Source organism: Sphingopyxis solisilvae, from assembly GCF_015475875.1.
In the GTDB taxonomy this organism is placed as follows: Bacteria; Pseudomonadota; Alphaproteobacteria; order Sphingomonadales; family Sphingomonadaceae; genus Sphingopyxis; species Sphingopyxis solisilvae.
Map to the genome: position 1 here is coordinate 24,701 of NZ_JADKYM010000007.1, position 26,430 is coordinate 51,130.

The following is a 26,430-nucleotide window of genomic DNA, read 5'->3' on the forward strand; positions in this document are numbered from 1 at the left end:
CCCCGATCCGTTCGTGTCGAGAGGGTGCGTTATCTTTTCTCGAACCGCGCCAGCCCCGCCCCCAGTTCGTTCGCCCCGATCGCCAGCGCCTCGCCGCTCCAGTCGGCGACAAACACCGACCGGCGATCCATACCCGCAGGCAGACTGGCGCGATTGCCGGTGATCGACAGGCCGCGCGACGGGTTCTTGCGCTCCTCGGCGGCGACCGCGATCAGCGCCGAATAATTTTCCTTGTCGCGCCCCTGAATGAGCAGATTGTTCGCGATCTGGCCGACCGACCCCGACGGCAGATCGATCATATAATTGGTGCCGGTGCCCTGCGTGTCGTCGAAACTATTGTCGTTGATGTCGACGGTGATCGCCCGGGTTTTCAGATAATGGCCGCCGCTGCCCTTTTCGAAGCGGGTCCGCGTGACGACGACCCGGCCATATATGCCCGTGTAAACGCTGTGCGCGCAGCTGAGGCCGCGGTCGCAGCGGCCGAGACGCGAGAAGGTCGAGCGGTCGATGGTCAGCGTGGCGGCGGGATCGTCGGCGGTCAAAATACCTTGTTCGCTGTTACGGAACATCGCGTTGACGATGTCGAGGTTGCTGGTTTCGAGGCGGATCCCCGCGCCATTGCCGTCGGGGACGCGCATATTCTGGAACACCAACCCGTTGACCCGGGCGCCCGCGCCGCGCAGCACCAGCGCCGCCTTGCCCTCGCACGTCACCCCGTCAAACACCGCGCGGCCGGGTTCGGCGGCGACAAAGGCGATGCGGCCCGCCGTCTGCACGGCGCAGTCGCGGTGATAGCCGGGCGCGATGCGGATCGTCCCCTCGCCTTCGCCGATGGCATCGACGGCGTCCTGCAAGCGGTTGAAACCGCGGCCATCGACGCTGTAGGGCGCGCCGCCGGTCTGCGCGGGCAGCGGTGCCGGGGCGAAGAGCAGCGGCAGGGCGAGCAGCGGCAACAGGGGCCGACGGAAAAGGGGCTTGAGCATGGGTGGGCTATAGCGGTTTTTAGGTCGCCAGTCGTGGGCGAAGCTGGTTAATCCAAAGCGTGTCCTGTTGTCGGACAGTAACGAGTGGGCAAGTTAACTCGTCGCCCCGGCGAAGTCCTCAATCCAGATTGGGCCGCAGCCAGCGGGTTGCGGTTTCCAGATCGACGCCGCGGCGGCGCGCATAATCTTCCAGCTGGTCGCTGCCGATGCGGGCGACGCCGAAATACTGGCTTTCGGGGTGGCCGAAATAGAAGCCGCTGACCGCCGCGGTCGGCAACATCGCGAAACTTTCGGTCAGGACCAGCCCGGCATTCTCCTCGGCCTGAAGCAGGTCGAACAGGATCGGCTTCAGGCTGTGATCGGGGCACGCGGGGTAGCCGGGCGCCGGGCGGATGCCGCGATATTCTTCCTTGATCAGCGCCTCGTTGGTCAGTTGTTCGCCGGGCGCATAGCCCCAGAGCGTTGTGCGGACATGCTGGTGCAGCCGCTCGGCAAAGGCCTCGGCGAAACGGTCGGCGAGCGCTTTGAGCAGAATGTCCGAATAATCGTCCTTGTCGGCACGGAAGTGTTCGGAATGCGGCTCGATGCCATGGATGCCGACCGCGAAGCCGCCAATCCAGTCGCCCGCCGGGTCGATGAAATCGGCAAGGCACATATTGGCGCGGTCGCGGCTTTTCTTGATCTGCTGGCGCAGGAAGGGGAGCGTGACATGGCGTTCCTCGTCGGCAAGGTGGATGGTGACGTCGTCGCCATCGCGCGCGCAGGGCCAGAAGGCGCAGACGCCGCGCGCGGTCAGCCATTTTTCGGCGATCAGCTGGTCGAGCATCGCATCGGCGTCGGCCTTGAGCGCCACCGCGGTCTCGCCGACAACTTCGTCGTCCATGATCGACGGCCAGGTGCCGTGCAATTCCCACGCGCGAAAGAAAGGCGTCCAGTCGATACACTCGCGCAAATCGTCGAGCGACCAGTCGTCGAAGCGGTGCAGCCCCGGCTGGAGCGGCGGCGCGGGCTTGTCGCTCAAATAGGCGTCGTAATAATTGGCGCGCGCCTCCTCGAGGGTGTGGAGGACGCTCTGCCCCTTGCCCGCGCGCACGTCGCGGATATGGGCATAGTCGTCCTTGTAGCCCGTAACATAGGCGTCGCGCCCGGTGTCGCTGACGAGCGCGGTGGCAACGCCGACCGCACGGCTGGCGTCGAGGACGTGGAGCACCGGCCCCTGATAGGCGGGATCGATACGGAGCGCGGTGTGGACCTTTGACGTCGTCGCGCCGCCGATCAGCAGCGGCATCGTCATGCCCGCGCGCTGCATTTCCTCGGCGACCGTCACCATCTCGTCGAGCGAAGGGGTGATCAGGCCGCTGAGCCCGATCATGTCGGCGTCATTCTCGTTCGCGGCTTCGAGGATCTTGCTCCACGGCACCATCACACCGAGGTCGACGATCTCGAAGCCGTTACATTGCAGCACGACGCCGACGATATTCTTGCCGATGTCGTGGACGTCGCCCTTGACGGTCGCCATCACGACCTTGCCCTTGCCCTTCGCGCCCGGCTCCTTCGCCGCTTCGATAAAGGGGAGCAGGTGCGCGACCGCCTTTTTCATCACGCGCGCCGATTTGACCACCTGCGGCAGGAACATCTTGCCCGACCCGAACAGGTCGCCGACGACGTTCATGCCGTCCATCAGCGGGCCTTCGATCACCTCGATCGGGCGGTCCATCTGCTGCCGCATCTCCTCGGTATCGTCGACGATATAGGCGTCGATGCCCTTGACCAGCGCATGTTCGAGGCGTTTGGCGACCTCCCAGCCGCGCCATTCCTCGGCGGCTTTTTCCTGCGCGGCGGTGGTGCCCTTGTAGCGTTCGGCGAGCGCAATCAGCCGCTCGGTCGGGCTGAGCTCTTCGCCGGGGACTTTGCGGTTGAGGATCACATCCTCGCACGCGGTCCTGAGTTCGGGATCGATCGTGTCGTAAACGTCGAGTTGGCCTGCGTTGACGATCGCCATGTCGAGCCCGGCGGGGATCGCGTGATAGAGGAACACGCTGTGCATCGCGCGGCGCACCGTCTCATTGCCGCGGAAACCAAAGGACAGGTTCGACAGCCCGCCCGAAAAATGGACATGCGGGCAGCGAACCCGGATGATCTTCACCGCTTCGATGAAATCGACCGCATAATTGTCATGCTCCTCCAGCCCCGTCGCGACCGCGAAGATATTGGGGTCGAAGATGATGTCCTCGGGCGGAAAGCCGATCGTCATGAGCAGCTTGTAGGCGCGCTCGCAAATCTCGATCTTGCGCTCTTTCGTGTCGGCCTGTCCGACCTCGTCGAACGCCATCACGACGACGGCGGCGCCATAGGCCATGCACTTTTTCGCATGGTCGAGGAACTGCTCCTCGCCCTCCTTCATGCTGATCGAATTGACGATCGGCTTGCCCGGAACGCATTTGAGGCCGGCCTCGATCACCGACCATTTCGAGCTGTCGATCATCACCGGCACCCGCGCAATGTCGGGTTCGGCGGCGATGAGTTTCAGAAAGGTCGTCATCGCATATTCGGCGTCGAGCAGGCCTTCGTCCATATTGACGTCAATGACCTGCGCGCCATTTTCGACCTGCTGGCGCGCGACTTCGACCGCCGCGGCGTAATCGTCGGCAAGGATGAGCTTTTTGAACGCCGCGGAGCCCGTGACGTTGGTGCGTTCGCCGATGTTGACGAAATTGGTGGCGGAGGCGGTGGTTTCGGTCATCGTTTATCCAAAATCCTCCCCACTTGTGGGGAGGGGGGTGTACGGGTTGGCTTGCCCCCGGCAAGCCAAGATTGTGCCCGGGGGGCACAATCGAACCGTGCACCCGCGAAGCGGTGGTGGAGGGGGTTCTCGTCAAAAAGCTTGGCTGCTGACCGAGAACCCCCTCCGTCAGCGCTGCGCGCTGCCACCTCCCCGCGAGCGGGGAGGATCAATCAAGCCGCCATCGTAAATGGCTCCAGCCCGGCCAGCCGCGTTCGCACCGGCACTTCTGGAATGTGCCGCGGCGGCAATCCTTCAACCGCCTTCGCCATCGCGGCGATATGCGCGGGGGTCGAACCGCAGCAGCCGCCGAGGATGTTGACCTGGCCATGATCGGCCCATTCGCGGACCAGTTCCGCCGTCGTTTCGGGCAGCTCGTCATATTCGCCGAGTTCGTTGGGCAGCCCGGCATTGGGGTAGACCATGACCAGCGCATCGGCGATGTCCGACAGCACTTTCACATGCGGGCGCAGCTGCGCGGCGCCGAACGAGCAGTTGAGCCCGATGGTCAGCGGTTTGGCGTGGCGCACCGCATACCAGAAGGCCTCGACGGTGTGCCCCGACAGGTTGCGGCCGCTGAGGTCGGTGAGCGTCATCGAGATCATCAGCGGCAATTCGCGCCCGACCTTTGCCTCTGCTTCCAGTGTCGCAGCGATCCCCGCCTTGGCATTCAGCGTGTCGAAGATCGTTTCGATCAGGATGAAATCGGCACCGCCCTCGGCCAGCGCGACGACCTGTTCCAGATAGACATCCTTCAGCTCGTCGAAATCAATTTCGCGAAAGCCGGGATTGTTGACGTCGGGCGACAGCGACAGCGTCTTGTTCGTCGGCCCGACCGCGCCGGCCACGAAGCGGCGGCGACCGTCGATGCCTTCATATTTGATCGCCGTCGCGCGCCCCAATCGCGCGCTTTCATGGTTGATGTCGGCGACGAGATGTTCGGCGCCATAATCGGCCTGGCTGATCCGGTTGGCGCTGAAGGTATTGGTCGACACGATGTCGGATCCGGCCGCCAGATAGGCCTCGCCGATCGCCGCAACGATATCGGGGCGGGTCAGCGCGAGGATGTCATTATTACCCTTTTGGTCGTGCGTCAGACCCAGCGAACCCGCATAGTCGGCCTCGCCCAGTTTGCGGTCCTGGATCTGCGTTCCCCAGCCGCCGTCGGTGAGCAGGATGCGCTCCTTCGCTGCGGCCAGCAATGCTTCACGTGCACCCTCGGTCGAGTTAAGCGTCATGCGGCCTGATCCTTCGCGGGCGATACCGGCCGCAGCCCCAGCAGATGACAGATGGCATAGCTGAGTTCGGCGCGGTTCAGGGTGTAGAAGTGGAAATCGCGCACGCCGCCTGCATAGAGGCGGCGGCACATTTCGGCGGCGACGGTCGCGGCGACCAGTTGGCGCGCGCCGGGAAGATCGTCGAGCCCGTCGAACAGCGACACCATCCACGCCGGGATCGCGGTGCCGCACATGTCGGCCATGCGCCGCGTCTGCGACACGTTCGAAACGGGCAGGATACCGGGGATGATCGGGGCGTCGATCCCTGCCGCCGCTGCCGCGTCACGAAAGCGCAGGAAGCTGTCGGGCGCGAAGAAAAACTGGGTGATCGCGCGGTTCGCCCCCGCGTCGAGCTTGCGCTTGAGATTGTCGAGATCGGCCTGCGGACAATCGGCGTCGGGGTGCGTTTCGGGATAGGCGGCGACCGAAATGTCGAACGGTGCGATTCGCTTGAGTCCGGCGACCAGTTCGACCGCGTTGGCATAGCCGTCGGGGTGCGCGCGATACGGCGCGCCGCCCGGCATGTCGCCGCGCAGGGCGACGATATGGCGTACTCCGGCCGCCCAATAAGCCTCCGCCACTTCGTTGATTTCGGCGCGCGATGCTTCGACGCAGGTCAGGTGCGCCGCAGGCGCCACGGCGCTTTCCGCGGCGATGCGGGCCACGGTGGCATGCGTACGCTCGCGCGTCGAGCCGCCGGCACCATAAGTGACCGACACGAAACGCGGCGCCAGCGGTTCCAGCGCGCGGAACGTGTCCCACAGCTGCGCTTCCATCTTTTCGGTCTTGGGCGGGAAGAATTCAAAGCTCACGCCGATGTCACCGTCCAGATTGGCGAACAGCGGCGATGCCGCGGCGCGGCGCGCCTCCGCCAGCGAGTTCAAGTTCGACGTCATGCCGCGAGCCTTTTGGGTTGGCCGTCGCCATCGGGGGCGACCGGCGATTGATCTTCGTCGCTGCGACGGCGGCCGAGCCACAGCTTGACCGCCAGTTCGCCGCCTTCGAGCGTCCGGGTATTTTCGAGCAACAGACCGGCCGAGGCGAACCAGCCGCGAATCTGCGCGTCCGAAAAGCCGAGCCTGGCGTGCGCGGCCAGATCGCGCAGCGCCTCGTCCTCGTGCGGCGCAAAATCGACGATCAGCAAATGGCCGCCACCGCGCAGCACCCGGCTCGCCTCGGCAATCACCCGGTCAGGTTCGTGCGCAAAATGCAGCGCCTGATGGATGACGATGGTGTCGACACTGGCATCGGCGACCGGCAAGTTCAGGAAATCGCCCTGCACCAGATCAACCGGCACCAACTGCCCCGCCAGTTTGGTACGGGCGATGCGCAGCATTTCGGGGCTGCGGTCAAGCGCGGTGATACGTCGCGCAGTTGGCGCGAATATCTCCGCCATCCGGCCGGTGCCGGTGCCGATGTCGAGCAGATGGCCAAGACGGCGGTTGTGCATCATCGCCAGCATCGCCGCCTCGACCTCGCTTTCGGCGACATGGCGCGAGCGAATAGCATCCCATTCGGCGGCATGTTCGGCAAAATAGCGTTCCGCCGCCGCCGCGCGTTCCTGACGCACCGCCGCCAGACGCCGCGCGTCATGCGCAATGACCAGCGCCTCGCGCGCCGAAAAAGGCCATTTGTCGGCTTGCCCGATCACCTCGGCCACCGGGCCTTCGCCGACGATCCGCAGAAACACCCAGCTGCCTTCGCGGCGGCGCTCGACAATTCCCGCTTCAGCGAGGATACGGACGTGGCGCGAAACGCGCGGCTGGCTTTGGTCGAGCACGACCGCGAGCTCGCCGATCGCCAGTTCCATCTCGCGAAGCAGCGCCACGACTCGCAGGCGTGTCGGATCGGCCAAGGCGCGGAAGATATCGATCAGCTCGCTCATCGCGAAAGATATAAAGCTTTCTTTATATGTGGTCAACTGCGCAACAGGCGCCTATTTCCGCGGCGAGCGGCGCCCGCATCGGCCGATTGAGTCAAAACATGGAGGAGCCTTTAAAAAACCGCGTTGCGCGGTTTTTTGCGAAGGCGTAAATCTCGCTGCGATTGGCATGATCGGAGATCGATCAGTTCCTGTGCCGGTCGATCAGTTCAAATCGAGAGGGGTTTCCCACATGAAAAAATCAATCACTCTGTCGCTCGTCCTTGCCGCGTCGATGGGCCTCGCCGCTTGCGGTGAAAAGGCTGCCGACGACACCGCCGCGACCACCGAAGACGCCGCGACCGTCGAGGGCGCTGCTGATGGCGCGATGGAAGCAGCCGAAGGCGCTGCCGACGCTGCTGCGGCGGCCGATGGTGCCGCCGACGCTGCGGCTGCCGGCGATGCCGCGACCGCAACCGACAAGGCCGCCGAAGCTTCGGCTGCTGCCCAGGAAGCTGCCGACGCTGCCAAGGGCGCGATGGAAGAAGCCAAGAAATAAGCTTCTTTCCGGCTTTTTTGCCGAAAACAGTCAAGGGGGTCGTCGGTTCGCCGACGGCCCCTTTGTCCTTTTGGGACAGGGGTCCGCAGCGCTGTTGCAAAGCCCCCGATCCGCCGCTAACCCTCTGACGCCATGACCGGTCGCCCGGTCATTGTTTTCGAAAGGAATAACCCATGCGCAAGATTCTTATCGCTTCGATGGCCGCTGCGGCCTTCAGCCTGACCGCCTGCTCGGAAAAGACCCAGGACGCCGCCGGTGAAACCGCTGACGCGATGGCCGACGACGCGGCTGCCGCCGGCGACGCCATGGCCGAAGGCGCTGCCGACGCCGCCGACGCGACCGCCGAAGCTGCTGCCGATGCCGGCAATGCTGTCGAAGGCACCGTGAACGCCGCAGGCGACGCCGCCGCCGCCGCGGGCGACAAGATCAAAGAAGAAACCGCGAAGGCCGAAGCCAACGACAAGAAGTAAGTCGCAGGCTTGCCTTCGGGCCGGTATCAAGGGCTCCGTCCGCAAGGATGGAGCCCTTTTTTGCTGGAGAATGAGATGCGCCGTACCGGTTACACCCTCGTCGCCATACTGCTGCTGGCCGCATGCAGCCGGACCGACAACGAGCCTGGTCCCGGCGGGGTTACCGTCAGCGAAGCCAAGGCGCTCGACGATGCCGCCGAAATGCTGGAAAGCCGCGGCGGTGCGGCGGCAGTCGGCGATGCGGGCGCCGGGGAAAAAACGTCCGGCAAGGAAAGATCCGAATGACCGATCGTTCGACCCATATCGTCTTTCTGCTGTTTCCGGGCATCACCCAGCTCGACTTCACCGCGCCTGCCCAGGCATTTTGCCGGATGCCGGGCGCAAAACTGGTCGGAGCGGCAAAGACCGCCGACGCGATCGCCACCGACAGCGGCTTTTCGATCGTGCCGACGCATGACTTCGCGTCGGCGCCGCAAGCCGACATTCTCTGCATTCCGGGCGGCCACGGCGTCGCCGACGCCCTGCATGACGCCGCAACGATCGATTTCATTGCCCGGCAAGCCGCAGGCGCCGCGTGGGTGACGAGCGTATGTACCGGCGCCTTCCTGCTCGGCCGCGCGGGACTGCTCGAGGGCAAGCGGGCGACGACGCACTGGGGCTATACCCATCTGCTCCCGCTTGTCGGCGCCGTGCACGAAGCCGCGCGGGTCGTCGAGGACGGGCGTGTCGTCACCAGCGGCGGGGTGACTTCGGGGCTCGATTTCGCGCTGACCCTGATCGCGCGGATGCAGGGCGATGCGGTGGCGCAGGCGATCCAGCTGGCAATCGAATATGATCCGGCGCCGCCCTTTGCCGGTGGCCATCCCGACCGCGCACCGGAGGCGGTCACTGCTGGGTTGAAAGCGCGCGTTTATGATGCGGCAGCGGCGCGGATGGAGCAGGCGTTGGGGCGTCAGATATGATCCTCCCTGTCGCGCAGCGATGGGGAGGTGGCAGCGCGAAGCGCTGACGGAGGGGCGTTAGCACGACCCTCGCAAAGCCCCTCCACCATCCGCTTCGCGGACGGTCCCCCTCCCCATGGCTTCGCCACAGGGAGGATCTTTTGCTAGCCGCAATCTGCGAGCGCAATCTCGTAAAGTTTCGGCCAGTATTTGCCGGTCACGAACAATCGTTTTCTGTCGCTGTCCCAAGCGATCCCGTTGAGCACGCTGTCATGGCCGGTCGCACCAGCATCCTCCTTGAGCCCCGACAGGTCGACCCACGCGCGGATCGCGCCGCTTGCCGGGTCGATCCGCACGATCATGTCGGTCATCCAGACATTGGCCCAGATCTCGCCGTCGATCGTCTCCAGCTCGTTGATCATCGCCAATGGACGGCTGCCGAAACGAACGGTCACGCGGCGCTGTTCGGCCATTGTGGCGGGATCGAAAAAGCGCAGCTCTGACGTCCCGTCGCTGAGCACCAGACTGTCGCCGACCATGGTGACGCCCCACCCCTCGCCGGCGTAACGAAAAGTGCCGACAGGCTTCAGATCCTTTATCCGCCAGCGATGGCCGACCCCGCCCTGCCAGGTGACGCCGATGATCTGGTCGCCCCAGCGGGTAATGCCTTCGCCGAACTGGTCGTATGGCAATTTCGTTTGCGCCAGCGCCTTGCCGGTCTTCAGGTCGATCTGCGCGACGCGCGAGCGGCCATATTGGCCGGTGGATTCGTAGAGATGGCCGCCGTCCCAGAACAGCCCCTGGGTAAAGCTGGTCGCGTCGTGCGGATAGGTCTGGACGATACGATAGCCGCAGCGCTCGATAGGTTGCGGCGCGGGCGCAGCAACGGCGGGTTCAGCGAACAGCGCGAGGGCGAAGACAAACATCATTGCTCCCTAGCTATGCCGCATCGCCTTAACCGGCAATGTCCCACCGCTCCGAGCCTGTCCTGCCGGACCCTTTGCCATCACAAGGCGGACGCGGTGAAACGAAAAAGGGCCGGAGGATTGCTCCCCCGGCCCGATTTCTGTTGGCTGAGCGCCGAACGGCTTGGACTTAGAAGTCCATGCCGCCCATGCCGCCCATGCCGCCGCCGCCCATGGGCATGGCGGGCTTGTCTTCGGGCGTTTCGGCAATGCCGGCTTCGGTGGTGATCAACAGACCGGCGACCGAGGCAGCATCCTGCAGCGCGGTGCGCACGACCTTGGTCGGGTCGATGACACCCGCCTTGACCAGGTCTTCATAGACGTCGGTCGAAGCGTTGAAGCCGAAGTTGCTGTCGTTCTGGTCGAACAGCTTGCCCGCAACGACGCCGCCGTCAAAGCCGGCGTTTTCGGCGATCTGGCGGACCGGAGCCTGCAGCGCACGACGGATGATGTCGATGCCGCGGGTCTGGTCTTCGTTGACCCCCGACATGCCGGCCAGCGCCTTGGTCGCATAGAGAAGCGCCGTGCCGCCGCCGGGGACGATGCCTTCTTCGACCGCAGCGCGGGTCGCGTGGAGCGCGTCGTCGACGCGGTCCTTGCGTTCCTTCACTTCGACTTCCGAAGCGCCGCCGACCTTGATGACCGCAACGCCGCCAGCGAGCTTCGCCAGACGTTCCTGCAGCTTTTCCTTGTCGTAATCGCTGGTCGTCGTTTCGATCTGCGCACGGATCTGTTCGACGCGGCCCTTGATCGCATCATGGTCGCCAGCACCATCGACGATGGTGGTGTTGTCCTTGTCGATCGTGACGCGCTTGGCCTGGCCGAGCATGTTCAGCGTGACCGATTCGAGCTTGATGCCCAGATCTTCGCTGATCATTTCGCCCTTGGTCAGGATCGCGATGTCCTGCAGCATCGCCTTGCGGCGATCGCCGAAGCCCGGCGCCTTGACGGCCGCGACCTTCAGGCCGCCGCGCAGGCGGTTGACCACCAGCGTCGCCAGCGCTTCGCCTTCGATGTCTTCGGCGATGATCAGCAGCGGACGACCCGACTGGACCACGGCTTCGAGGATCGGCAGCATCGACTGGAGGTTCGACAGCTTCTTTTCGAAGATCAGGATGTACGGATCCGACAGCTCGACGAGCATCTTTTCCGGGTTGGTGATGAAGTAGGGCGACAGGTAACCACGGTCGAACTGCATACCCTCGACGACGTCGAGCTCGAAATCGAGGCCCTTCGCTTCCTCGACGGTGATCACGCCTTCCTTGCCGACCTTTTCCATCGCTTCGGCGATCTTTTCGCCGACTTCGGTGTCGCCATTGGCCGAGATGATGCCGACCTGGGCGATTTCAGCGGTGCCCGAGACGGGCTTCGACTGCGCCTTGATCGTTTCGACGACCTTGGTGACCGCGAGGTCGATACCGCGCTTCAGGTCCATCGGGTTCATGCCGGCGGCAACCGACTTCATGCCTTCGCGCACGATCGCCTGGGCGAGAACGGTCGCGGTGGTGGTGCCGTCGCCGGCCTTGTCGTTCGCCTTCGATGCGACTTCGCGCAGCATCTGGGCGCCCATGTTTTCGAACTTGTCCTTCAGTTCGATTTCTTTGGCGACGGTGACGCCGTCCTTGGTGATGCGGGGCGCGCCGAAGCTCTTGTCGATCACGACGTTGCGGCCCTTGGGGCCGAGGGTGACCTTCACCGCGTCGGCAAGGGTGTCGACACCCTTCAGAATGCGTTCGCGCGCGTCGCGCGAGAATTTGACGTCTTTAGCAGCCATGTGCTTGTTCCTTTCAAAGGCGCAGGAAACTGCGCAACTTCACTCTCGATTCGATGAAATCGCTCAGGCGATGACGCCGAGGATGTCCGATTCCTTCATGATCAACAGCTCTTCGCCGTCGACCTTGACTTCGGTGCCCGACCATTTGCCGAACAGGATGCGATCGCCAGCCTTGACGTCGAGCGGGGTCACTTTGCCGTCATCGGCGCGGGCGCCGGTGCCGACCGAGACGACTTCGCCTTCCTGCGGCTTTTCCTTGGCGGTGTCGGGAATGATGATGCCGCCAGCCGTCTTTTCTTCGGCTTCGATACGGCGGACGAGCACGCGGTCGTGCAGCGGACGAAATTGCATGGATTTCCCTCCAGAAGTGCAATGGATGTCGCTTAGCACTCACAAGGTGCGAGTGCTAACAGCGGCCATATGGGAGGGGCTTGTGCCAGCGTCAAGACAGGCGCGCGGAAATTTTTCCCCCGCGATCATAAATCTCAGATGGGGAGTGAAGCGCCCTGCCGCAAGGGCGCCGCAACGGGCAGCAAGCCCAGCCGCGCGCGCTGCATCCAGCGGGTGAGCATCAGCACCGCGACGATGCCGAGCCCCGTCGCCAGGCCGGTCCAGATGCCGACGCCGCCCCAGTCGCGCTCGAACGCCAGCCAGGCGCCGACGCCGATGCCGATCACCCAATAACCGAACAGCGCGAACAGCATCGGCACGAACGTGTCGTGCAGGCCGCGCAACATTCCGGCACCCACGACCTGCGCCCCGTCGGCGATCTGGAACAGCGCGGCGACGATCAGGAAGCTGACCGCCAGTTCGGCGACTTCGGCATTGGCGGGGTTGCTGCGGTCGATGAAAAAGCCGGTGAGCGTGCCGGGGATCGCCAGCATCAGCAGCGCCATCAGCGCCATGAAACCTGTCCCCATGGCAAAGCTGGTCCAACCAGCACGGCGGATATGCGCGGCATCGCCGCGGCCATGGCCAATGCCGACACGCACCGTCGCCGCCTGTGCCAGTCCCATCGGCACCATGAAGGTCAGCGAGGCAAGTTGCAGCGCGACGGCGTGTGCCGCGACCGCAGCGGTGGAGATCCAGCCCATCAGCACGACCGCGGCGGAAAAAACGCCTGCCTCGAACGCGTGGCTGACCGCGATCGGCGTGCCGATGCGCGTCATCTGGAAAAAGCGCGGCCAGTCGCTGCGCCACCAACGGCCAAGCAAATGATAGCGCCGGAAACGGCGATGGCGATAGACGACGATAATCATCAGCATCAGCATCATCGCATTGGTGAGCACGCTGCCGACCCCGGCGCCGACGACGCCGAGCGCGGGCATCCCGAAATGGCCGAAGATCAGCGCGTAATTGAACAGGATGTTGCCGAGCACACCGACGACACCGACGACCAGCGACCACATCGGGCGTTCGAGCGCAGCAAGAAAGTTGCGAAAGACGAGCGTCGCCAGAAACAGCGGGATCGACCACATATAGGCGCGGATATAATCCTGCGCGAGCGCCGCGAGCCCGGCGTCCTGCCCGAGCAGGAGCAGGATCGCGCCGGTGTTCCACAGGATGAGCAGCATCGGCACCGAAAGCATCGCGACGAGCCAGAGCGCCTGGCGAAAAGTGCGGCGGATATCGCGCACCGAATGGGCGCGACGCCCGATCTCGCTGGCCATCAGCGGCGATGCGCCGGTCACCAGACCCATGCCGAAAATGGCAAGCAACATCGACAGATTGAACCCCAGCGACGATGCCGCCAGCTGCGTCGGCCCGAGCCAGCCTACCATCAGCACGTCGGTCGCGCCGATCAGCGACATGGTCAGGTTGGTCAGGATCAGCGGCCAGGCGAGCGCCAGCGTCGCGCGAAATTCGGCGCGCCATTCTTGCGGTTTTTCCGCGGTCGAGACCGTCGTCTGCTGCAACATGGCCGGACCGGATAGGCCCGGCGGTCCGGCGGTTCAATCACGGGTAGTGATGGGCGGGATTTTCGGGGGCGGGGGTGGCAAAAAGGCAACAGAGGTGCCAAGCAAGTCGTCATTGCGAGCGAAGCGAAGCAATCCAGAGCGGTTTACGCAACGGCTCTGGATTGCCGCGTCGCTTCGCTCCTCGCAATGACGAAACTATCTCACCCCCGCCACATCTCCACCATCTCGAACGCAAACGCCCCGAAGGTCAGCGTCAGCCCGACGACGAACAACCGATACGCATAGGCCAGATAGCGATATTTGCGCCGCGCCAGCACAATGCCGTTCTGATAGGTGTCGCGCAGCATCGTTTCGTACAGATCCTCCTCGGTCCGCAGCCGCGCCTTGACCGCGTCGATGAACTCATCCTCCTCCATCTGGGCGAAGCGTCCGAAGAACAGGATGTTACTGTGATCCTTGCCGTCCTTATAGACGATCGGCGGCGCCTTGCCGACGCGCGGGAGGACCGCCGACACCGCGAGCAGCGCCGACAGGAAGGAAAAGGTCGCAAGGATCGTCAGCGGCATCGCGAGCGCCCCTGCCCCGGCGCGCGCCTGTCCCACCGCAAGCGTGAACACGACGAACGTCGCGCCCATCAGGATCGACGCCTTTTGGTCGGCCATCTGCGACAGCTGCATCGTCAGTTGCTGGTTGGTGCGCACCAGATGCACCGCGTTCGGCGGAAAAGACACCGCAGGCGGCGGCGTCGGTGTCGATGCGTTTTCGCTGTCCATGGTGTCTCCCCCTGTCAGCGACCCGTCACCGCGATGCCATGAAGTGCCGCCAGCGGCAAGATGCTGCCCTGTTCCCGCCGCATTCGCTTGCCAATCGGGCGGGAGCGCGGCATTCCCGCGCGCAACTTTATGCCTTTATGGGACGCACCACATGAGCACCGCCCTCACCGACCAGATTTATGGCCTGATTGCCCCCTTCAACAAAAAGGGGGTCGAGCTGACCGATGCGACAACCTTTGCCGGCGACCTTGAATGGGACAGCCTGACGGTGATGGATTTTGTCGCCGAGGTCGAAGACACGTTCGACATCATCATCAGCATGAACATGCAGGCCGAGATCGAGACAGTCGGCCAGCTCGTCGCGGCGGTGGCAAAGCTGCAAGGATAGCCCCGATGCCGTTCGCATCGAGCGAAGTCGAGATGCCCCTCGACCTTACGCCATGCCGACGGGTGTCTCGACTTCGCTCGACACGAACGGGCCAAGGATATTGATATGACCGACCTCTTCTCGAAATTCGACCCCCTGATCCAGCAGCGCGAGGCGCTGCTGGCGACCGGGGTCACCGATCCGTTCAGCCTGGTGATGGAAAAAGTGCTCTCGCCCACCGTTGCGATCTGCAACGGCCGCGAGACGATCCTGCTCGGCACCTATAATTACATGGGCATGACGTTCGACGAGGATGTCATCGCCGCGGGCAAGGACGCGCTCGCCAAATTCGGCAGCGGCACCACCGGCAGCCGCGTGCTCAACGGCACCTATCAGGGCCACAAGGAGTGCGAGGACGCGCTGAAGGAATTTTACGCCATGGATCATGCCATGGTGTTTTCTACCGGATACCAGGCGAACCTGGGCATCATTTCGACGATCGCTGGCAAGGGCGACTATGTCATCCTCGACATCGACAGCCATGCGTCGATCTACGACGGGTGCAAGATGGGCGACGCCGAAATCGTTGCCTTTCGCCACAATGATGTCGAGGCGCTGGAAAAAAGGCTAAAGCGCCTGCCTCCCGAGGCGGGCAAGCTCGTCGTGCTCGAAGGCGTCTATTCGATGCTCGGCGACGTCGCCCCGCTGCAAGAGATGGTCCGCGTGTCGAAGGAAGCCGGCGCGATGGTGCTGGTCGACGAGGCGCATTCGATGGGCTTCATCGGTGAACATGGCCGTGGGGTCGCCGAGGCGCAGGGGGTGATCGACGACGTCGATTTCATCATCGGCACGTTCAGCAAGAGCGTCGGCACGGTCGGCGGCTTTTGCGTGTCGAACCATCCGAAGTTCGAGATCATGCGGCTGGTCTGCCGTCCCTATGTGTTCACCGCGTCGTTGCCGCCCAGCGTCGTCGCGACCGCCGCGACGAGCATCCGCAAGTTGATGCACGGGTCGAACAAGCGCGCGCATCTGTGGGAAAATTCCAAGGTGCTGCACAAGGGGCTGCGCGATCTGGGCTTCACGCTCGGCACCGACGAGCCGCAGTCGGCGATCATCGCGGTGATCATGCCCGACCTGGAGCGCGGCGCGATGATGTGGGAAGCGCTGCTGGAGGAAGGGCTGTACGTCAATCTGGCGCGCCCGCCCGCGACCCCCGCGAACATGACTTTGCTGCGCTGTTCGCTCTGCGCCGAGCATAGCAGCGAGCAGGTCGGCGAGATCCTCGACCGCTTCGAACGCGCCGGCAAGCGCGTCGGGATTATCGGCTGAACCGAGCCGCTCCGCCGACCAGCGGATTCCTTTTCACGGCGAACCGAGGTTTGCCGGTGTTCGGCCCTTTGCGGCGCCGCGCATGTCCGGTAAGACGAGCGCGTGTTCGAGCGGGTTGGCGATACGGAAACCGAGACACGGCGGGAGCGACTGCGCACCTGGCTGACGATCGGCATGGCGACGGTCCTGACGGGGGTCGTCGCGGCGCTGGTGCTGTTGCTGGCCCGCGCCAGCGACAATTACGACCAGTCGCTGCGCTGGCAGACACAAAGTCTGGAGGTCATTTCGCAGACCCGGTCGCTCGACGCGGCGCTGGCGCGGGCCGAGGCGGCGCTCGGCCGTTTTGCGGTTGGTTTGCAGAAAGAGGACGGTCGCGTCTATGAACAGCAATGGGGGCTGGCGCGGCAGTATCTGGCACGGCTCGACCGCGCCGTCCGCGACAATCCGGCGCAATCCCAACTGGTCGACCAGCTGACCACCGAAATGGATACGCGCGGCCGCCAGCTGGGCGACGCGGCGCTGAGCGCCAATTACAACCAGACCGTCGCGGCGATCTCGAAATATCATGCGGCGGGGCATGACGCCGGGCTGGGACGCATCGACCGGCTGTTGACGCAGATCATCGCCAACGAACGCGCGCTGCTGCGCCAGCGCAACCAGACCGCCGCCGCCGACCGGACCAACCTCGACCAGGCGATCCTGTTGTTCACCCTGCTCGGCGCGGCGATTGCAGTGGTCGCCATCGGCGCCACTTTTTCCTTTGTCCGCGCGGTTGCCGAACGGCGGTTGGCGCGGCGCGAACAGGCCGCCGAGGCCGAACGCGCAATGCAGCTGGAAGAAGCGGTCGAGGCGCGCACCGCCGAGCTGGAACAGGCGAACATCGCGCTGCGCAGCGAAATGACCGAACGCGCCGCGGCCGAAGCGCAGTTGCGGCAAGCACAGAAAATGGAGGCGGTTGGCCAGCTGACCGGCGGCATCGCGCATGATTTCAACAATATGCTGGCGGTCGTGGTCGGCGGGCTGGAACTGGCGCAACGCTGGCTGCCCGGCGAGCCCGAAAAGGCGCAGCGCCATCTGGTCAATGCGCTCGACGGTGCCAACCGCGCCGCCGACCTGACCCGACGTCTGCTGACCTTTGCCCGTTCGGAGCCGGCGCGCCCCGAAATGACCGCGATCGACGCGTGCATCGCCAGCTTTGCCGAGTTGATCGAACGCACGATCGGCGACCGCATCGCGCTGACGCTCGACCTGCAAGCGGGCGACGTCGCCTGCTGGCTCGACAAACAGCAGTTCGAAAACGCCCTGCTGAACCTGGCGGTCAATGCCCGCGACGCGATGGACGGGCATGGCGCGCTGACCATCCGCACCCTCGACGACGGCGACGGCAAGGCGCTGGCGGTGCAGGTCATTGACACCGGCTGCGGCATGTCGCCTGCGGTGCTGGAGCGCGTGTTCGACCCCTTCTACACCACCAAACCCGCCGGTCAGGGGACGGGCCTTGGCATGAGCCAGGTGTTCGCCTTTTGCCGCCAGTCGGGCGGCGAGGTGCAGATTTCGTCGACCGAGGGCGAAGGAACCAGCGTCGCGATGCTGTTACCGGTCGCGGCGACACCGGCGGACAATGCGACCGAGCCCGTCGCCGCGGCGCTCGACGGCAACGCCGAACCCGCCGAAGCGCTGAAAATTCTGGTGGTGGAGGATGACGAACGGGTACTGACCGCCACCGTCGATGCGGTCAGCGAACTGGGCCACACCGCCGTCGCCTGCGCCAACCCGCTCGAGGCCGAAGCGCTGGTCGAGGGACGGCTGGCCGAAGGCAAGGGGTTCGACCTGATCCTGTCGGACGTGCTGATGCCCGACCTGACCGGCCCCGAAATGGTCGCGCGACTGAAGCAGCGCTGGCCCGAGCTATCGGTGCTGTTCGTCACCGGCTATGCGGGCGATGCGAGCGAGGTCGCCAGTTTCGGCGACCATGATGTGCTGCGCAAACCCTTCACCCTCACCGCGCTGGATCAGGCGATCCGGCGGTGCGGCGATGCGCGCGCGGTCGAGGGGCAGCGGCTGGCGAGCTAACCGCTTTGGTCGTCGCAGCGACAAACAATTACCGGATCGCGCCGCCCTTGATCAGACGCGGCACCAGCGTCAGTGCGGCGACGAGCGGCCAACGGCGTTGCCACGGTTTGATCTCGATCGCCGTCCCCGCGTGGCGGTTGATCTTCCACGCCAGATAATCGATGCCACCGGCATAGGTCAGGCTGGCCTTGGCGAGCCGCGCGATGCTGAGCGCCTTGCCCTCGATCCGTCGCCGCCCCCACGCGCCGCCACGGGTGCCGGTCGGAATTGCCGCGATCGCCGGAAGGCTGAAGCGCTCGTAACGATCGGCGTCGGCGTCGACCACTGACTGCGCACGGCCCGTCCGTTCGGCGCGCAGTTCGACCGAATAGGTCAGCGAAAAAGCGCGACGCCACCAGTCGAGCGGCGCCTCTCCCGCGACCTTCCCGGCGGCCGCAAGCAAGGTTGGCGCGGCGCGCGCCACCGCCGTCACGGCGTGTTCGCGCGCGGTGTCATCGACCGCCCACACCAGCCGCGACGGCTGGGCAAAGCGCGCCCACACCGACACGTTGCGCGTTTCCGGCCCGTTCAGCCGGTGAAAATCGGCCTCGCTGAGCACCGCATATTTGGCGATCAGCCCATCGTGCTGAAACGGAAAGACATTGGGCGGGATCAGCCGGTTCGCCGCCGCCAGCCAGCGCTTGGGATAGGCGTCGCCGTAATCCGAAACAATCAGATAGAAATCGAGCATCAGCCCGTCGAGCGCGCTTTCGCGAAGGCAGCTGCCGTAAAACAGCACCGCGCGCGCGCTGCCCGGATATTGCGCGGCGATCGCCTGCGCCATCGCCGTCACGCGCGGATCTACGGGAACCGACAGTTCGGCGCGGACAAGGTCGGCCAGACCGGACATGCGGACGCTCAGGCGGCCAGGCGCAGGAACGGCACCGGCTGCGTCGAGGTCAGGATGATCGGCGCGCCTTTGTTCGCCTGAAAAATCTCGCCGTCGAGGATGACGTTCGACCGTTCGCCTTCGATGCGGATTTCGTCGCCCTGCTGGAAATGAACCCCCGCCAGCTGGTGCTGGCCGAGCGTGCCGCGCCAAGTGGCGCCGAGCATCCGGAACAACGCCCCGATGCCGCGTTCGACCGCCAGCAACTTCATCTGCCCGCTCTGCCCCGCGCCGTCATTGGTGCGAATGCTGAGCAACAGTTTTTCGAGCGTGGTGACGATCAGCAACGAAAATTTACCCTGGAACTCGCCCTGGCGGATCAGCGATACCGTCATCGGCGATGGCGCCGGCGGCAATCGCCCGCCGCCCAGCCCGAACATCATCGCGAACAGGCCCAGAATCGCCGCCAGGAAATGCGACAGGCCGTTGGGCAGCCCCAGCGGGTAGATGCGGTTGCGGCAATAGAGCATGACATCGGCGAGATAGGCGCCGCCAAGAAACATGCCGAGCACCGGACGACCGGTATCACCACGGTCGAGCGCGATCAGCTGGCGGCGGATGACATGATCCTCCAGCCGACCCGACGCAACCAGTTCGATGACGCGTTCGAGCGCCTTGATCGGGTCGCCTTCGGCACCCAGGTCGAGCGCGATCAAATTGGTCTTGCCGTTCGGCAGCACCGCGACCGGCGGCGGCGATCCGCCGAAATGGCCGCCCGAATACAGCTCGGTCAGCGCCGCCTGCACCGTGCCGTCGCCGCCGTTGATGACGACGATACGCGGGCTGACCATCGCGATGGTGCGGATCGCCTCGCCGATCTGGTCGACATGTTCGACTTCGTAATGAAAAATGTCGGGGTGCGCCGCGCAATATTCGCGAACCCGCGGCAACAGGGCACGGTTGCCCGTCGAGCGCGGATTGGAAAGGAGCGCGACGCTGGCCATTCGCCCCTACATATACCGCATGGCGATAGAGATCGTTTTGGGGCCGTTGCCGACCTCGAACGCTGTCCGCCGGACATTTGGCTTGCCAAGGTTGAACACGTTGATGCTGGGGTTGTTCGACATCCCGCCACCATCGGAGCGCAGGTCGGTCTTGCCGTTGCCGGTGACATCGTGGCGGACCGCGATGGCATAGCTGCCCGCGTCGGGCAGCGGGACGCAGACGGTCATCGAACCGGCGCGGGCGGGTACCTCGATGCGGTTGATCCACCGACCCTTGGCCAGCCAGTCCTGTTGCGTCGCGCGATAGCTTTGCACGCGCACCATCCCGGTGCCGGCCTTGATTCCGTTGATCTGGACAATCGTCGACGGTCCGCTCCGGCACTTGGCGGGATCGTTGGCAATGACCTGGCCGCTTGCCTGCGCCGCTACCGAAACACTCAGCAGGGCCAGGCAGAGCGACGTCGACAGAAATTTCGACATGACGCACTAGCTCCTAATGGTTATACCGCCCTCAGCCACGCTGGCGCGGGTCCCTGTCGCCCTTGCATCGGCATATCGGAACCATTTGCGGCCAAATCATGGTGATGGGGCGACAAAAGATTGAATAAGCTGCCTGCCATCGACCGCTATATCGCGCGTCTCATCTTCTTTCCCATGCTCGGCACGCTGGTGCTGTCGGCGATGCTGCTCGTGCTGGAAAAGATGCTGCGCCTGTTCGATTTCGTCGCAACCGAGGGCGGCCCGGTCAGCGTCGTGTGGCGAATGCTCGCCAATCTGATCCCCGAATATCTGTCGCTCGGCATCCCGATCGGACTGATGCTGGGTATCCTGCTCGCCTTCCGCCGGCTCGCGACGACAAGCGAGCTCGACGTGCTGAAGGGCGTGGGGATGAGCTTCGGGCGGCTGATGCGTATTCCCTTTGCCTATGCGGTCGGGCTCGCCGCACTCAATCTGGCGATTGTCGGTTTCATCCAGCCGGTTGCCCGTTACGCCTATGAAGGCTTGCAATTCGAGCTGCGTTCGGGCGCGCTCGGCGCGTCGATCAAGGTCGGCGAGTTCACCAAGCTGGGCGATCGAATGACGCTGCGGATCGAGGAAAGCTATAATGCGGGGCGGAGCTTGCGCGGGATTTTCGTCCGCGGCGACAACAAGGACGGCCAGCGCGTTTCGGCGACCGCGGCGCGCGGCCAGTTCCTGGCGACCGACGATCCCGAAACGATCATTCTGCGCCTGTCGCAAGGTGTTTTGATCCACGAATCGCCGAAGTTCGCGGTGCCGCGGGTGCTGACCTTCGACAACCACGACCTGCCGATCCCGCTGCCGAAGATCGAGGCGTTCCGGTTGCGCGGCGGCGCCGACCGCGAAATGACGATTCCCGAACTGTTCGTCGCGGGGCGTGACCGGAACCAGCCCGAACAGACGCGGCTGGAAACAAGGGCAAACTTCCATTTCCGCATCGTCGAGGTGATGTCGATGTTCCTGATCCCGCTGATCGCGGTGGCGCTGGCGATCCCGCCCAAACGGTCGACCTCGTCGCTCGGGGTTTTCCTGTCGATCGTGCTGCTGGTGACACAGCACAAGATCAACCAATATGCCGAGGATCTGGGCGCGCGCGGCACCGTGGACCCGGTCATCGCGCTATGGGTGCCATTCCTGCTGTTCGCGGCGCTTGCGGTCTGGATGTATTACACCGTCGCCCATGTGCCCGGCGGCCAGCCGATCGGCGCGCTCGAGCGCGTCGCGGCCAAGGCGGCGCAGCGTGTCCGCGCGCTAGTGACCCTTTTCCAGCGCAAGCAGCGGCTGACCTGATGCACCAGCTTTCTTTTTTTCCCTCGCGGACGATGGCGCTTTATGTCGGGCGGCTGTTCCTTGTCCGCTCCTTTTCGATCCTGTTCGCGCTGGTGCTGATCCTCCAGACGCTCGACCTGCTGGGCGAAAGCGGCAAGATTCTGGCGGTCGCCGGCAACAGCGACAGCGACGTCTGGCGCTATGTCGGGCTGCGCCTGCCGCAGATCATCGAGACATTTCTGCCCTTTTCGGTGCTGCTCGGCACCATATTGACACTCATCACGCTCAACCAGAACAGCGAGGTGATCGCGATGAAGGCGGCGGGCATGTCGGCGCATCAGGTGCTGGCGCCGTTGTTCCTCGCGGCGTTGCTGGTGGCGGGGATCAGTTTCACCTTCAACGAACGCATCGTCACCCGCTCGACCGCGGCGCTCAGCGCCTGGCAAAAGGTGAGCTACGCCCAGGTGCCGAAAGACAGCGGTATCCGCAGCAACATCTGGGTGCGCGACGGCGACAATCTGATCAACGCGGCGACGGTCGAAACCGCGGGCCCGGCGATCGTGCTGCGCGGCGTGACGATCTACGAACGCACCGGCGGGGTGCTGTCGTCGATGCTGAAGGCCGACAGCGCGCGCGCGCTGCCCGGCGGCGGCTGGGAGATGACCGGTGCACAGCGCTTCATGCGCCGCTCGGGGACGCTCGAACCGCTCGGCACGATCGTTGCGGCAAAGTCCGTGCGCCCCGACCAGTTCACGCTGGCGCAAGTCAACGGCGACGAACTGCCGTTCCTGCGGTTGAAGGCGGCGATCGACGATCTGGAGGCGGCGGGTCGCCCGGTCGATGCGCTGAAAGGCGTGCTGTGGCACAAGATTTCGGGACCACTGTCGGCGATATTGATGCCGCTGCTCGGCGCGGTCGCGGCGTTCGGGCTGGCGCGATCGGGCAAATTGTTCGTCCGCGCGATCCTGGGGATGGGGCTGGGTTTTGCCTATTTCGTCGCCGACAATTTCGCGCTCGCGATGGGCGATCTGGGGGCTTACTCGCCGTTTCTCGCGGCGTGGGGACCGTTCATCCTGTTCGCGCTGATCGGCGAGATGATTTTGATCAGGACCGAGGAATAGGGCTCGGAGGCCGTCAATTGATGGAGATCAATTTGGACCGGCGACTGATTGCGCGCTGGAAAACTGCCGCGACCAAGCTTGGAATAGAAGTCGTGGCGCCTGTCGAGTTGCAGGACGCGGCAGGAATAGCCTTTTCTTGTGAAGTCTTTTTGCCTGACTTTGGCTCGGACAACGGCGCCTTGATTGTGAGCCCGAAAACAGAACGTCGAATCAGGCCGCAACTCCGCAGCCTGTCCGACACCATCTTCATCGTGCACGAAAGTGGGTCGGCCTACAAACAAACCCATGTCGTCGAAGAACTGATGGATTTCGGCTGGTTCGGAAAACCAGGCGAAGAACCGGACTGGTATATCATGCGACGAGGCTGACGGTCAGGCAGCAGCCCCACGCGCCGAACCCGCCACCAGATTCGCTACCAGCTTCGGCAGGCTGTCGTAATTCGCGCCATGATACTGCGAATCCGCGGGCAGCACATCCTTCAACCGGCGATGCGCCTCGGCGAGCGAATGATAGGGGACGCCGGGCAGCAGATGGTGCAGCGCGTGATAGCGCAGCCCCACCGGCGCCCACAGCTCGGGCAGCAGGCCCGGCGGCGGGACGTTGACGCTGTCGAGAAACTGGCCGGTCACAGTCAGTACCTCGCCGTCATTTTCCCACAGATGCGCCACCAGCGTGCGGATCTGGTTGAGCACCAGCGTCGCCGCGGCGATCGCGCCGAAAATCAGCAACGCGCGCAGCGGCACCCAGCCGAAGACGCCCGCGGCGATCAGCAGGCTCGACCACGCCCAGGCGCCGCCTTCCTGCCACGCCCACATGCGCCGAAACTCGCCGTCGGGCGCCTTGCGGCGGAACAGCGGGTTGATGATCATGCCCGAATAGCGCTCGACAACGATCCGGCGCAGCGGCGGGATCAGGAACGACAGCGGGGTCAGCACCGCATAGCGGATCAGCAAGGCGATTGGCGCGAACGCCGCGGCGACGACGAACAGCGGCACCGTCCACGGCTTCATCAGCGCGAGCGGCAGATATTCGGGATCGTCGACCGTGCCATATTTGGTGCGGTTGTGGTGCAGGCTGTGGATGCCCTCATACATGTACGACGGGATCAGCAGCGGCACGCCGACGAGCAGGTTCCACGCGAAGCGGAAGCCCGGCAGCGCGTTTTTGCGTATATGCGTCAGCTCGTGAATGAAGCTGCCGGCGCGATACAGCGCGAGGATCGCGACCAGCGCGGCGACCAGCGCCCACGCGAGCGTCGGCGCCAAAATGGCGCCCGCAACGCCCGCATAACCGATGACGGTCGATGCCAGAAAGTCGGTCCAATAGATGCGCGGGCTGGGCGTGACGAGGTCGCGCGTCAGCTCCGACGCGGCGCGGATCATCGCCATATCGTCGGCAATCGCCGACTTGGGTGTCTTTACCGCGGCAGGCGCGAAAGGCGTCGCGACCCGATCGGCGGGGGGATTGATCGTCGTCATAACGCTCGCTCTTCACCATCATTTCGTGGCAGCAAAATGGCCAAATGCGGGTCGCATCGGGCACCGCAATGCCCTAATGCCTGCGCTACAATATAGGTCAGCGAGTTCAGGAAACCAGTATGAGCGGACATTCGGGCGCCCCGGTCACCATCCATCCGGTGAAGGACAAGAACGACCGGCGCGAATTTGTCGAGCTCGCCTTCCGGCTCAATCGCGGCGATCCGGCGTGGGTGCCACCGCTGAAGGGCGAGGTGTTCGACCTACTGACCCCCGGCAAGAACCCGTGGTACGAACATGGCAAGGCGCAGCAGTTTCTGGCGCGGCGCAGCGGCCGCACGGTCGGGCGTATTTCGGCGCATATCGACGAGCTGGCGCTGGCGCAGCCGGTCGAGCAGGGGATGGGCCCGGGCACCGGCAACTGGGGCTTGCTGGAGGCCGAGGACGAGGAGGTCGCGCAGGCGCTGCTCGTCACCGCCGAGGACTGGCTGCGCAGCCAGGGGATGCAACGCGCGCTCGGCCCGCTGTCGATTTCGATCTGGGACGAGCCTGGGTTGTTGATCGAAGGGTTTGACGAACCGCCGACGATCATGCTCGGCCACAACAGCCCGCTGTACCGGCCCTGGATCGAAAATTCAGGCTACCGCCCGGTCAAACAGCTCAAGAATTTCGCAGTCGATATCGTCGACGGCTTTCCGCCGCTGGTGAACCGCATCGTCGCGGCGGGCGAGAAAAACGCGCGGATCCGCATCCGCCGTGTCGACAAGCGGCAGTTCGATGCCGAAGCGCGGCTGATCATGGGCATTCTCAACGATGCCTGGTCCGACAATTGGGGCTTTGTGCCGCTGACCGACAGCGAGATTGCCCATGTCGGCAAGAAGTTGAAGGACATCGTGTTCGAGGATCTGATCCGCGTCGCCGAACTCGACGGCGAGCCGGTCGCGTTCATGATCGTGCTGCCCAACATCAACGAGTTGCTGATCGACATGGATGGCTCGCTGCTGCCGTTCAACTGGGCGCGGCTGCTGTGGTGGCTGCGCAAGCCGAAAAGCCGCACGCTGCGCGTCCCGTTGATGGGGGTCGTGAAAAAGCTGCAGAACAGCCGCATGGCGAGCACCCTGGCCTTCATGATGATCGAATTCATCCGCCGCGACGCGGTGCGCGACTATGGCGCCGAGCGCGGCGACATCGGCTGGGTGCTCGACGACAATCAGGGGATGAACGCGGTCGCCGAGGCGATCGATGCCCGGGTCAACCGCGTGTACCAGATTTACGACAAACCGCTCGCCTGACGGGTCAGGACAGCACCACCCACGTCGGCGCGTGATCGCTGGCCTTTTCGCGGCCGCGGTGGTCCTTGTCGACCCCGGCGTCGACCAGCCGGTCGGCGAGCGCCGGGCTGAGCAGCAGATGGTCGATGCGAAAGCCGTGGTCCGTCTCCCACCCACGCGTTTTGTAGTCCCAAAAAGTCCACACCTTCCCCGCCGGATGGCGGCTGCGGATCGCATCGGTCCAGCCGTCGCCGAGCAGGCGAAAATAAGCATCGCGCGATTCGGGCTGCATCAGCGCGTCGGTCGCCATCGCGCGGGGATCCCACACATCGTCGTCGTGCGGGATGACGTTATAATCGCCGGTCAGGATCGTCGGGATTTCGGCGGCAAGCAGCGCCTTTGCCCGCTCGCGCAGCCGCGCCATCCAGCGCAGCTTGTAATCGAACTTCGGCCCCGGCTGCGGATTGCCGTTGGGCAGATAGATCGACGCGACGCGTATCCCGTGGACATCGGCCTCCAGATAACGCGACTGCTCGTCCTCATCCTCGCCCGCCAACCCGCGCTGGGTTTCGACGGGCTCCGCATCCTTGGCGAGGATCGCGACGCCGTTGAAGCCTTTTTGGCCGTGATAAAGGAAGCCATAGCCCGCCGCCTCGATCTCCCTGGTCGGCATCGTCTCGTCGCTCGATTTCAATTCCTGCAGGCAGGCGACGTCGGGCTGCGTTTCCTCGAGCCATTCGATCAGGCGCGGCAGGCGGGCCTTGATCCCGTTGATGTTGAAGGTGGCGATTTTCATGCCCGCACCTATGCCAGCAAGCACCGCGCGGCGA

Annotated in this window: 26 protein-coding genes; 11 read left to right on the forward strand and 15 right to left on the reverse strand. The window is 64.4% G+C overall.

The features are described from left to right. Positions 1–29: 29 nt before the first annotated feature. The 5 genes from IR187_RS06675 to IR187_RS06695 form a co-directional block, all read right to left on the reverse strand. Entirely contained in the window at positions 30–983 is a 954-nt protein-coding gene (locus IR187_RS06675; protein ID WP_194953826.1) for a right-handed parallel beta-helix repeat-containing protein, read from the reverse strand. 118 nt (positions 984–1,101) lie between these two features. Continuing rightward, positions 1,102–3,726 (reverse strand): methionine synthase, encoded by a 2,625-nt coding sequence (gene metH / locus IR187_RS06680; protein WP_194953827.1) that lies wholly within the window; start codon positions 3,724–3,726, stop codon positions 1,102–1,104. A gap of 212 nt (positions 3,727–3,938) precedes the next feature. Next, positions 3,939–5,003, reverse strand: a complete 1,065-nt coding sequence (locus IR187_RS06685; RefSeq protein ID WP_194953828.1) for a homocysteine S-methyltransferase family protein — start codon at positions 5,001–5,003, stop codon at positions 3,939–3,941. Continuing rightward, positions 5,000–5,938 carry a methylenetetrahydrofolate reductase gene (gene metF / locus IR187_RS06690; protein WP_194953829.1) on the reverse strand — a complete coding sequence of 313 codons (939 nt, stop codon included), beginning with the start codon at positions 5,936–5,938 and terminating at the stop codon, positions 5,000–5,002. Before metF ends, IR187_RS06685 begins: the two co-directional genes overlap by 4 nt. Further along, positions 5,935–6,927, reverse strand: coding sequence for an ArsR/SmtB family transcription factor (locus IR187_RS06695; protein WP_194953830.1), 993 nt, complete (start codon positions 6,925–6,927; stop codon positions 5,935–5,937). Before IR187_RS06695 ends, metF begins: the two co-directional genes overlap by 4 nt. Before the next feature lie 229 nt (positions 6,928–7,156). Here IR187_RS06695 and IR187_RS06700 point away from each other — a divergent pair, with 229 nt between their 5' ends. The 4 genes from IR187_RS06700 (at position 7,157) to IR187_RS06715 (ending at position 8,894) form a co-directional block, all read left to right on the forward strand. Further along, entirely contained in the window at positions 7,157–7,462 is a 306-nt protein-coding gene (locus IR187_RS06700) for a hypothetical protein (RefSeq protein ID WP_194953831.1), read from the forward strand. 173 nt (positions 7,463–7,635) lie between these two features. Further along, on the forward strand, positions 7,636–7,932 hold the full coding sequence (locus IR187_RS06705) for an entericidin EcnAB (RefSeq protein WP_194953832.1): 297 nt from the start codon (positions 7,636–7,638) through the stop codon (positions 7,930–7,932). 75 nt (positions 7,933–8,007) lie between these two features. Further along, entirely contained in the window at positions 8,008–8,217 is a 210-nt protein-coding gene (locus IR187_RS06710) for a hypothetical protein (protein WP_194953833.1), read from the forward strand. Further along, entirely contained in the window at positions 8,214–8,894 is a 681-nt protein-coding gene (locus tag IR187_RS06715; RefSeq protein WP_194953834.1) for a DJ-1/PfpI family protein, read from the forward strand. Before IR187_RS06710 ends, IR187_RS06715 begins: the two co-directional genes overlap by 4 nt. Positions 8,895–9,037: 143 nt before the next feature. Here IR187_RS06715 and IR187_RS06720 read toward each other — a convergent pair whose 3' ends face one another. From IR187_RS06720 to IR187_RS06740, 5 genes are all read right to left on the reverse strand, one after another. Further along, positions 9,038–9,799 carry a glutaminyl-peptide cyclotransferase gene (locus tag IR187_RS06720; protein ID WP_228765604.1) on the reverse strand — a complete coding sequence of 254 codons (762 nt, stop codon included), beginning with the start codon at positions 9,797–9,799 and terminating at the stop codon, positions 9,038–9,040. 169 nt (positions 9,800–9,968) lie between these two features. Further along, the gene (gene groL, locus IR187_RS06725) at positions 9,969–11,612 is read right to left on the reverse strand and encodes a chaperonin GroEL (RefSeq protein WP_194953836.1); all 1,644 of its coding nucleotides are present in this window, start codon (positions 11,610–11,612) and stop codon (positions 9,969–9,971) included. 63 nt (positions 11,613–11,675) lie between these two features. Continuing rightward, the gene (groES, locus tag IR187_RS06730) at positions 11,676–11,963 is read right to left on the reverse strand and encodes a co-chaperone GroES (protein ID WP_011540765.1); all 288 of its coding nucleotides are present in this window, start codon (positions 11,961–11,963) and stop codon (positions 11,676–11,678) included. A 134-nt stretch (positions 11,964–12,097) separates the two neighbouring features. After that, positions 12,098–13,531, reverse strand: a complete 1,434-nt coding sequence (locus IR187_RS06735) for an MATE family efflux transporter (protein ID WP_194953837.1) — start codon at positions 13,529–13,531, stop codon at positions 12,098–12,100. A gap of 200 nt (positions 13,532–13,731) precedes the next feature. Continuing rightward, positions 13,732–14,304 carry a Pycsar system effector family protein gene (locus IR187_RS06740; protein WP_194953838.1) on the reverse strand — a complete coding sequence of 191 codons (573 nt, stop codon included), beginning with the start codon at positions 14,302–14,304 and terminating at the stop codon, positions 13,732–13,734. A 151-nt stretch (positions 14,305–14,455) separates the two neighbouring features. Between IR187_RS06740 and IR187_RS06745 the strand changes: the two genes are divergently transcribed. The 3 genes from IR187_RS06745 (at position 14,456) to IR187_RS06755 (ending at position 18,073) form a co-directional block, all read left to right on the forward strand. Then, the gene (locus tag IR187_RS06745; RefSeq protein WP_194953839.1) at positions 14,456–14,692 is read left to right on the forward strand and encodes an acyl carrier protein; all 237 of its coding nucleotides are present in this window, start codon (positions 14,456–14,458) and stop codon (positions 14,690–14,692) included. Positions 14,693–14,797: 105 nt separating this feature from the next. After that, complete coding sequence (gene spt, locus IR187_RS06750) at positions 14,798–16,000, forward strand: serine palmitoyltransferase (RefSeq protein ID WP_194953840.1); 1,203 nt, start codon at positions 14,798–14,800, stop codon at positions 15,998–16,000. Between the two features lie 102 nt (positions 16,001–16,102). Further along, entirely contained in the window at positions 16,103–18,073 is a 1,971-nt protein-coding gene (locus IR187_RS06755) for an ATP-binding protein (protein WP_194953841.1), read from the forward strand. Between the two features lie 28 nt (positions 18,074–18,101). On the opposite strand, the gene IR187_RS06760 is transcribed toward IR187_RS06755, so the two are convergent. The 3 genes from IR187_RS06760 to IR187_RS06770 are packed head-to-tail and all read right to left on the reverse strand — an operon-like array spanning position 18,102 to position 20,425. Next, complete coding sequence (locus IR187_RS06760) at positions 18,102–18,962, reverse strand: hypothetical protein (protein ID WP_194953842.1); 861 nt, start codon at positions 18,960–18,962, stop codon at positions 18,102–18,104. Positions 18,963–18,970: 8 nt separating this feature from the next. After that, positions 18,971–19,945, reverse strand: coding sequence for a diacylglycerol/lipid kinase family protein (locus IR187_RS06765; RefSeq protein WP_194953843.1), 975 nt, complete (start codon positions 19,943–19,945; stop codon positions 18,971–18,973). A 6-nt stretch (positions 19,946–19,951) separates the two neighbouring features. Continuing rightward, complete coding sequence (locus tag IR187_RS06770; RefSeq protein ID WP_194953844.1) at positions 19,952–20,425, reverse strand: DUF2141 domain-containing protein; 474 nt, start codon at positions 20,423–20,425, stop codon at positions 19,952–19,954. A gap of 120 nt (positions 20,426–20,545) precedes the next feature. Between IR187_RS06770 and lptF the strand changes: the two genes are divergently transcribed. The 3 genes from lptF to IR187_RS06785 are packed head-to-tail and all read left to right on the forward strand — an operon-like array spanning position 20,546 to position 23,222. Next, positions 20,546–21,754: an LPS export ABC transporter permease LptF gene (lptF, locus tag IR187_RS06775; RefSeq protein ID WP_194953845.1), complete on the forward strand. Its 1,209-nt coding sequence runs from the start codon at positions 20,546–20,548 to the stop codon at positions 21,752–21,754. Next, complete coding sequence (gene lptG, locus IR187_RS06780) at positions 21,754–22,854, forward strand: LPS export ABC transporter permease LptG (protein WP_194953846.1); 1,101 nt, start codon at positions 21,754–21,756, stop codon at positions 22,852–22,854. The genes lptF and lptG overlap by 1 nt, the downstream gene beginning before the upstream one ends. A gap of 17 nt (positions 22,855–22,871) precedes the next feature. Further along, on the forward strand, positions 22,872–23,222 hold the full coding sequence (locus tag IR187_RS06785) for a hypothetical protein (protein ID WP_228765605.1): 351 nt from the start codon (positions 22,872–22,874) through the stop codon (positions 23,220–23,222). 3 nt (positions 23,223–23,225) lie between these two features. Here the strand turns inward: IR187_RS06785 and IR187_RS06790 are convergent, their stop codons facing one another. Then, positions 23,226–24,332, reverse strand: coding sequence for a fatty acid desaturase family protein (locus tag IR187_RS06790; protein ID WP_194953848.1), 1,107 nt, complete (start codon positions 24,330–24,332; stop codon positions 23,226–23,228). 119 nt (positions 24,333–24,451) lie between these two features. Between IR187_RS06790 and IR187_RS06795 the strand changes: the two genes are divergently transcribed. Beyond that, entirely contained in the window at positions 24,452–25,621 is a 1,170-nt protein-coding gene (locus tag IR187_RS06795) for an N-acetyltransferase (protein WP_194953849.1), read from the forward strand. 4 nt (positions 25,622–25,625) lie between these two features. Here the strand turns inward: IR187_RS06795 and xth are convergent, their stop codons facing one another. Then, a complete protein-coding gene (gene xth / locus IR187_RS06800) occupies positions 25,626–26,396 on the reverse strand; it encodes an exodeoxyribonuclease III (protein ID WP_194953850.1) in 771 nt (256 codons plus the stop codon). Between the last annotated feature and the right edge of the window lie 34 nt (positions 26,397–26,430).

Bases quoted from the DNA above. Each gene is read 5' to 3' on its own strand.
- IR187_RS06675 (WP_194953826.1), bottom strand. From the start codon at position 983: ATGCTCAAGCCCCTTTTCCGTCGGCCCCTGTTGCCGCTGCTCGCCCTG.
- metH (WP_194953827.1), bottom strand. From the start codon at position 3,726: ATGACCGAAACCACCGCCTCCGCCACCAATTTCGTCAACATCGGCGAA.
- IR187_RS06685 (WP_194953828.1), bottom strand. From the start codon at position 5,003: ATGACGCTTAACTCGACCGAGGGTGCACGTGAAGCATTGCTGGCCGCA.
- metF (WP_194953829.1), bottom strand. From the start codon at position 5,938: ATGACGTCGAACTTGAACTCGCTGGCGGAGGCGCGCCGCGCCGCGGCA.
- IR187_RS06695 (WP_194953830.1), bottom strand. From the start codon at position 6,927: ATGAGCGAGCTGATCGATATCTTCCGCGCCTTGGCCGATCCGACACGC.
- IR187_RS06700 (WP_194953831.1), top strand. From the start codon at position 7,157: ATGAAAAAATCAATCACTCTGTCGCTCGTCCTTGCCGCGTCGATGGGC.
- IR187_RS06705 (WP_194953832.1), top strand. From the start codon at position 7,636: ATGCGCAAGATTCTTATCGCTTCGATGGCCGCTGCGGCCTTCAGCCTG.
- IR187_RS06710 (WP_194953833.1), top strand. From the start codon at position 8,008: ATGCGCCGTACCGGTTACACCCTCGTCGCCATACTGCTGCTGGCCGCA.
- IR187_RS06715 (WP_194953834.1), top strand. From the start codon at position 8,214: ATGACCGATCGTTCGACCCATATCGTCTTTCTGCTGTTTCCGGGCATC.
- IR187_RS06720 (WP_228765604.1), bottom strand. From the start codon at position 9,799: ATGTTTGTCTTCGCCCTCGCGCTGTTCGCTGAACCCGCCGTTGCTGCG.
- groL (WP_194953836.1), bottom strand. From the start codon at position 11,612: ATGGCTGCTAAAGACGTCAAATTCTCGCGCGACGCGCGCGAACGCATT.
- groES (WP_011540765.1), bottom strand. From the start codon at position 11,963: ATGCAATTTCGTCCGCTGCACGACCGCGTGCTCGTCCGCCGTATCGAA.
- IR187_RS06735 (WP_194953837.1), bottom strand. From the start codon at position 13,531: ATGTTGCAGCAGACGACGGTCTCGACCGCGGAAAAACCGCAAGAATGG.
- IR187_RS06740 (WP_194953838.1), bottom strand. From the start codon at position 14,304: ATGGACAGCGAAAACGCATCGACACCGACGCCGCCGCCTGCGGTGTCT.
- IR187_RS06745 (WP_194953839.1), top strand. From the start codon at position 14,456: ATGAGCACCGCCCTCACCGACCAGATTTATGGCCTGATTGCCCCCTTC.
- spt (WP_194953840.1), top strand. From the start codon at position 14,798: ATGACCGACCTCTTCTCGAAATTCGACCCCCTGATCCAGCAGCGCGAG.
- IR187_RS06760 (WP_194953842.1), bottom strand. From the start codon at position 18,962: ATGTCCGGTCTGGCCGACCTTGTCCGCGCCGAACTGTCGGTTCCCGTA.
- IR187_RS06765 (WP_194953843.1), bottom strand. From the start codon at position 19,945: ATGGCCAGCGTCGCGCTCCTTTCCAATCCGCGCTCGACGGGCAACCGT.
- IR187_RS06770 (WP_194953844.1), bottom strand. From the start codon at position 20,425: ATGTCGAAATTTCTGTCGACGTCGCTCTGCCTGGCCCTGCTGAGTGTT.
- lptG (WP_194953846.1), top strand. From the start codon at position 21,754: ATGCACCAGCTTTCTTTTTTTCCCTCGCGGACGATGGCGCTTTATGTC.
- IR187_RS06790 (WP_194953848.1), bottom strand. From the start codon at position 24,332: ATGACGACGATCAATCCCCCCGCCGATCGGGTCGCGACGCCTTTCGCG.
- IR187_RS06795 (WP_194953849.1), top strand. From the start codon at position 24,452: ATGAGCGGACATTCGGGCGCCCCGGTCACCATCCATCCGGTGAAGGAC.
- xth (WP_194953850.1), bottom strand. From the start codon at position 26,396: ATGAAAATCGCCACCTTCAACATCAACGGGATCAAGGCCCGCCTGCCG.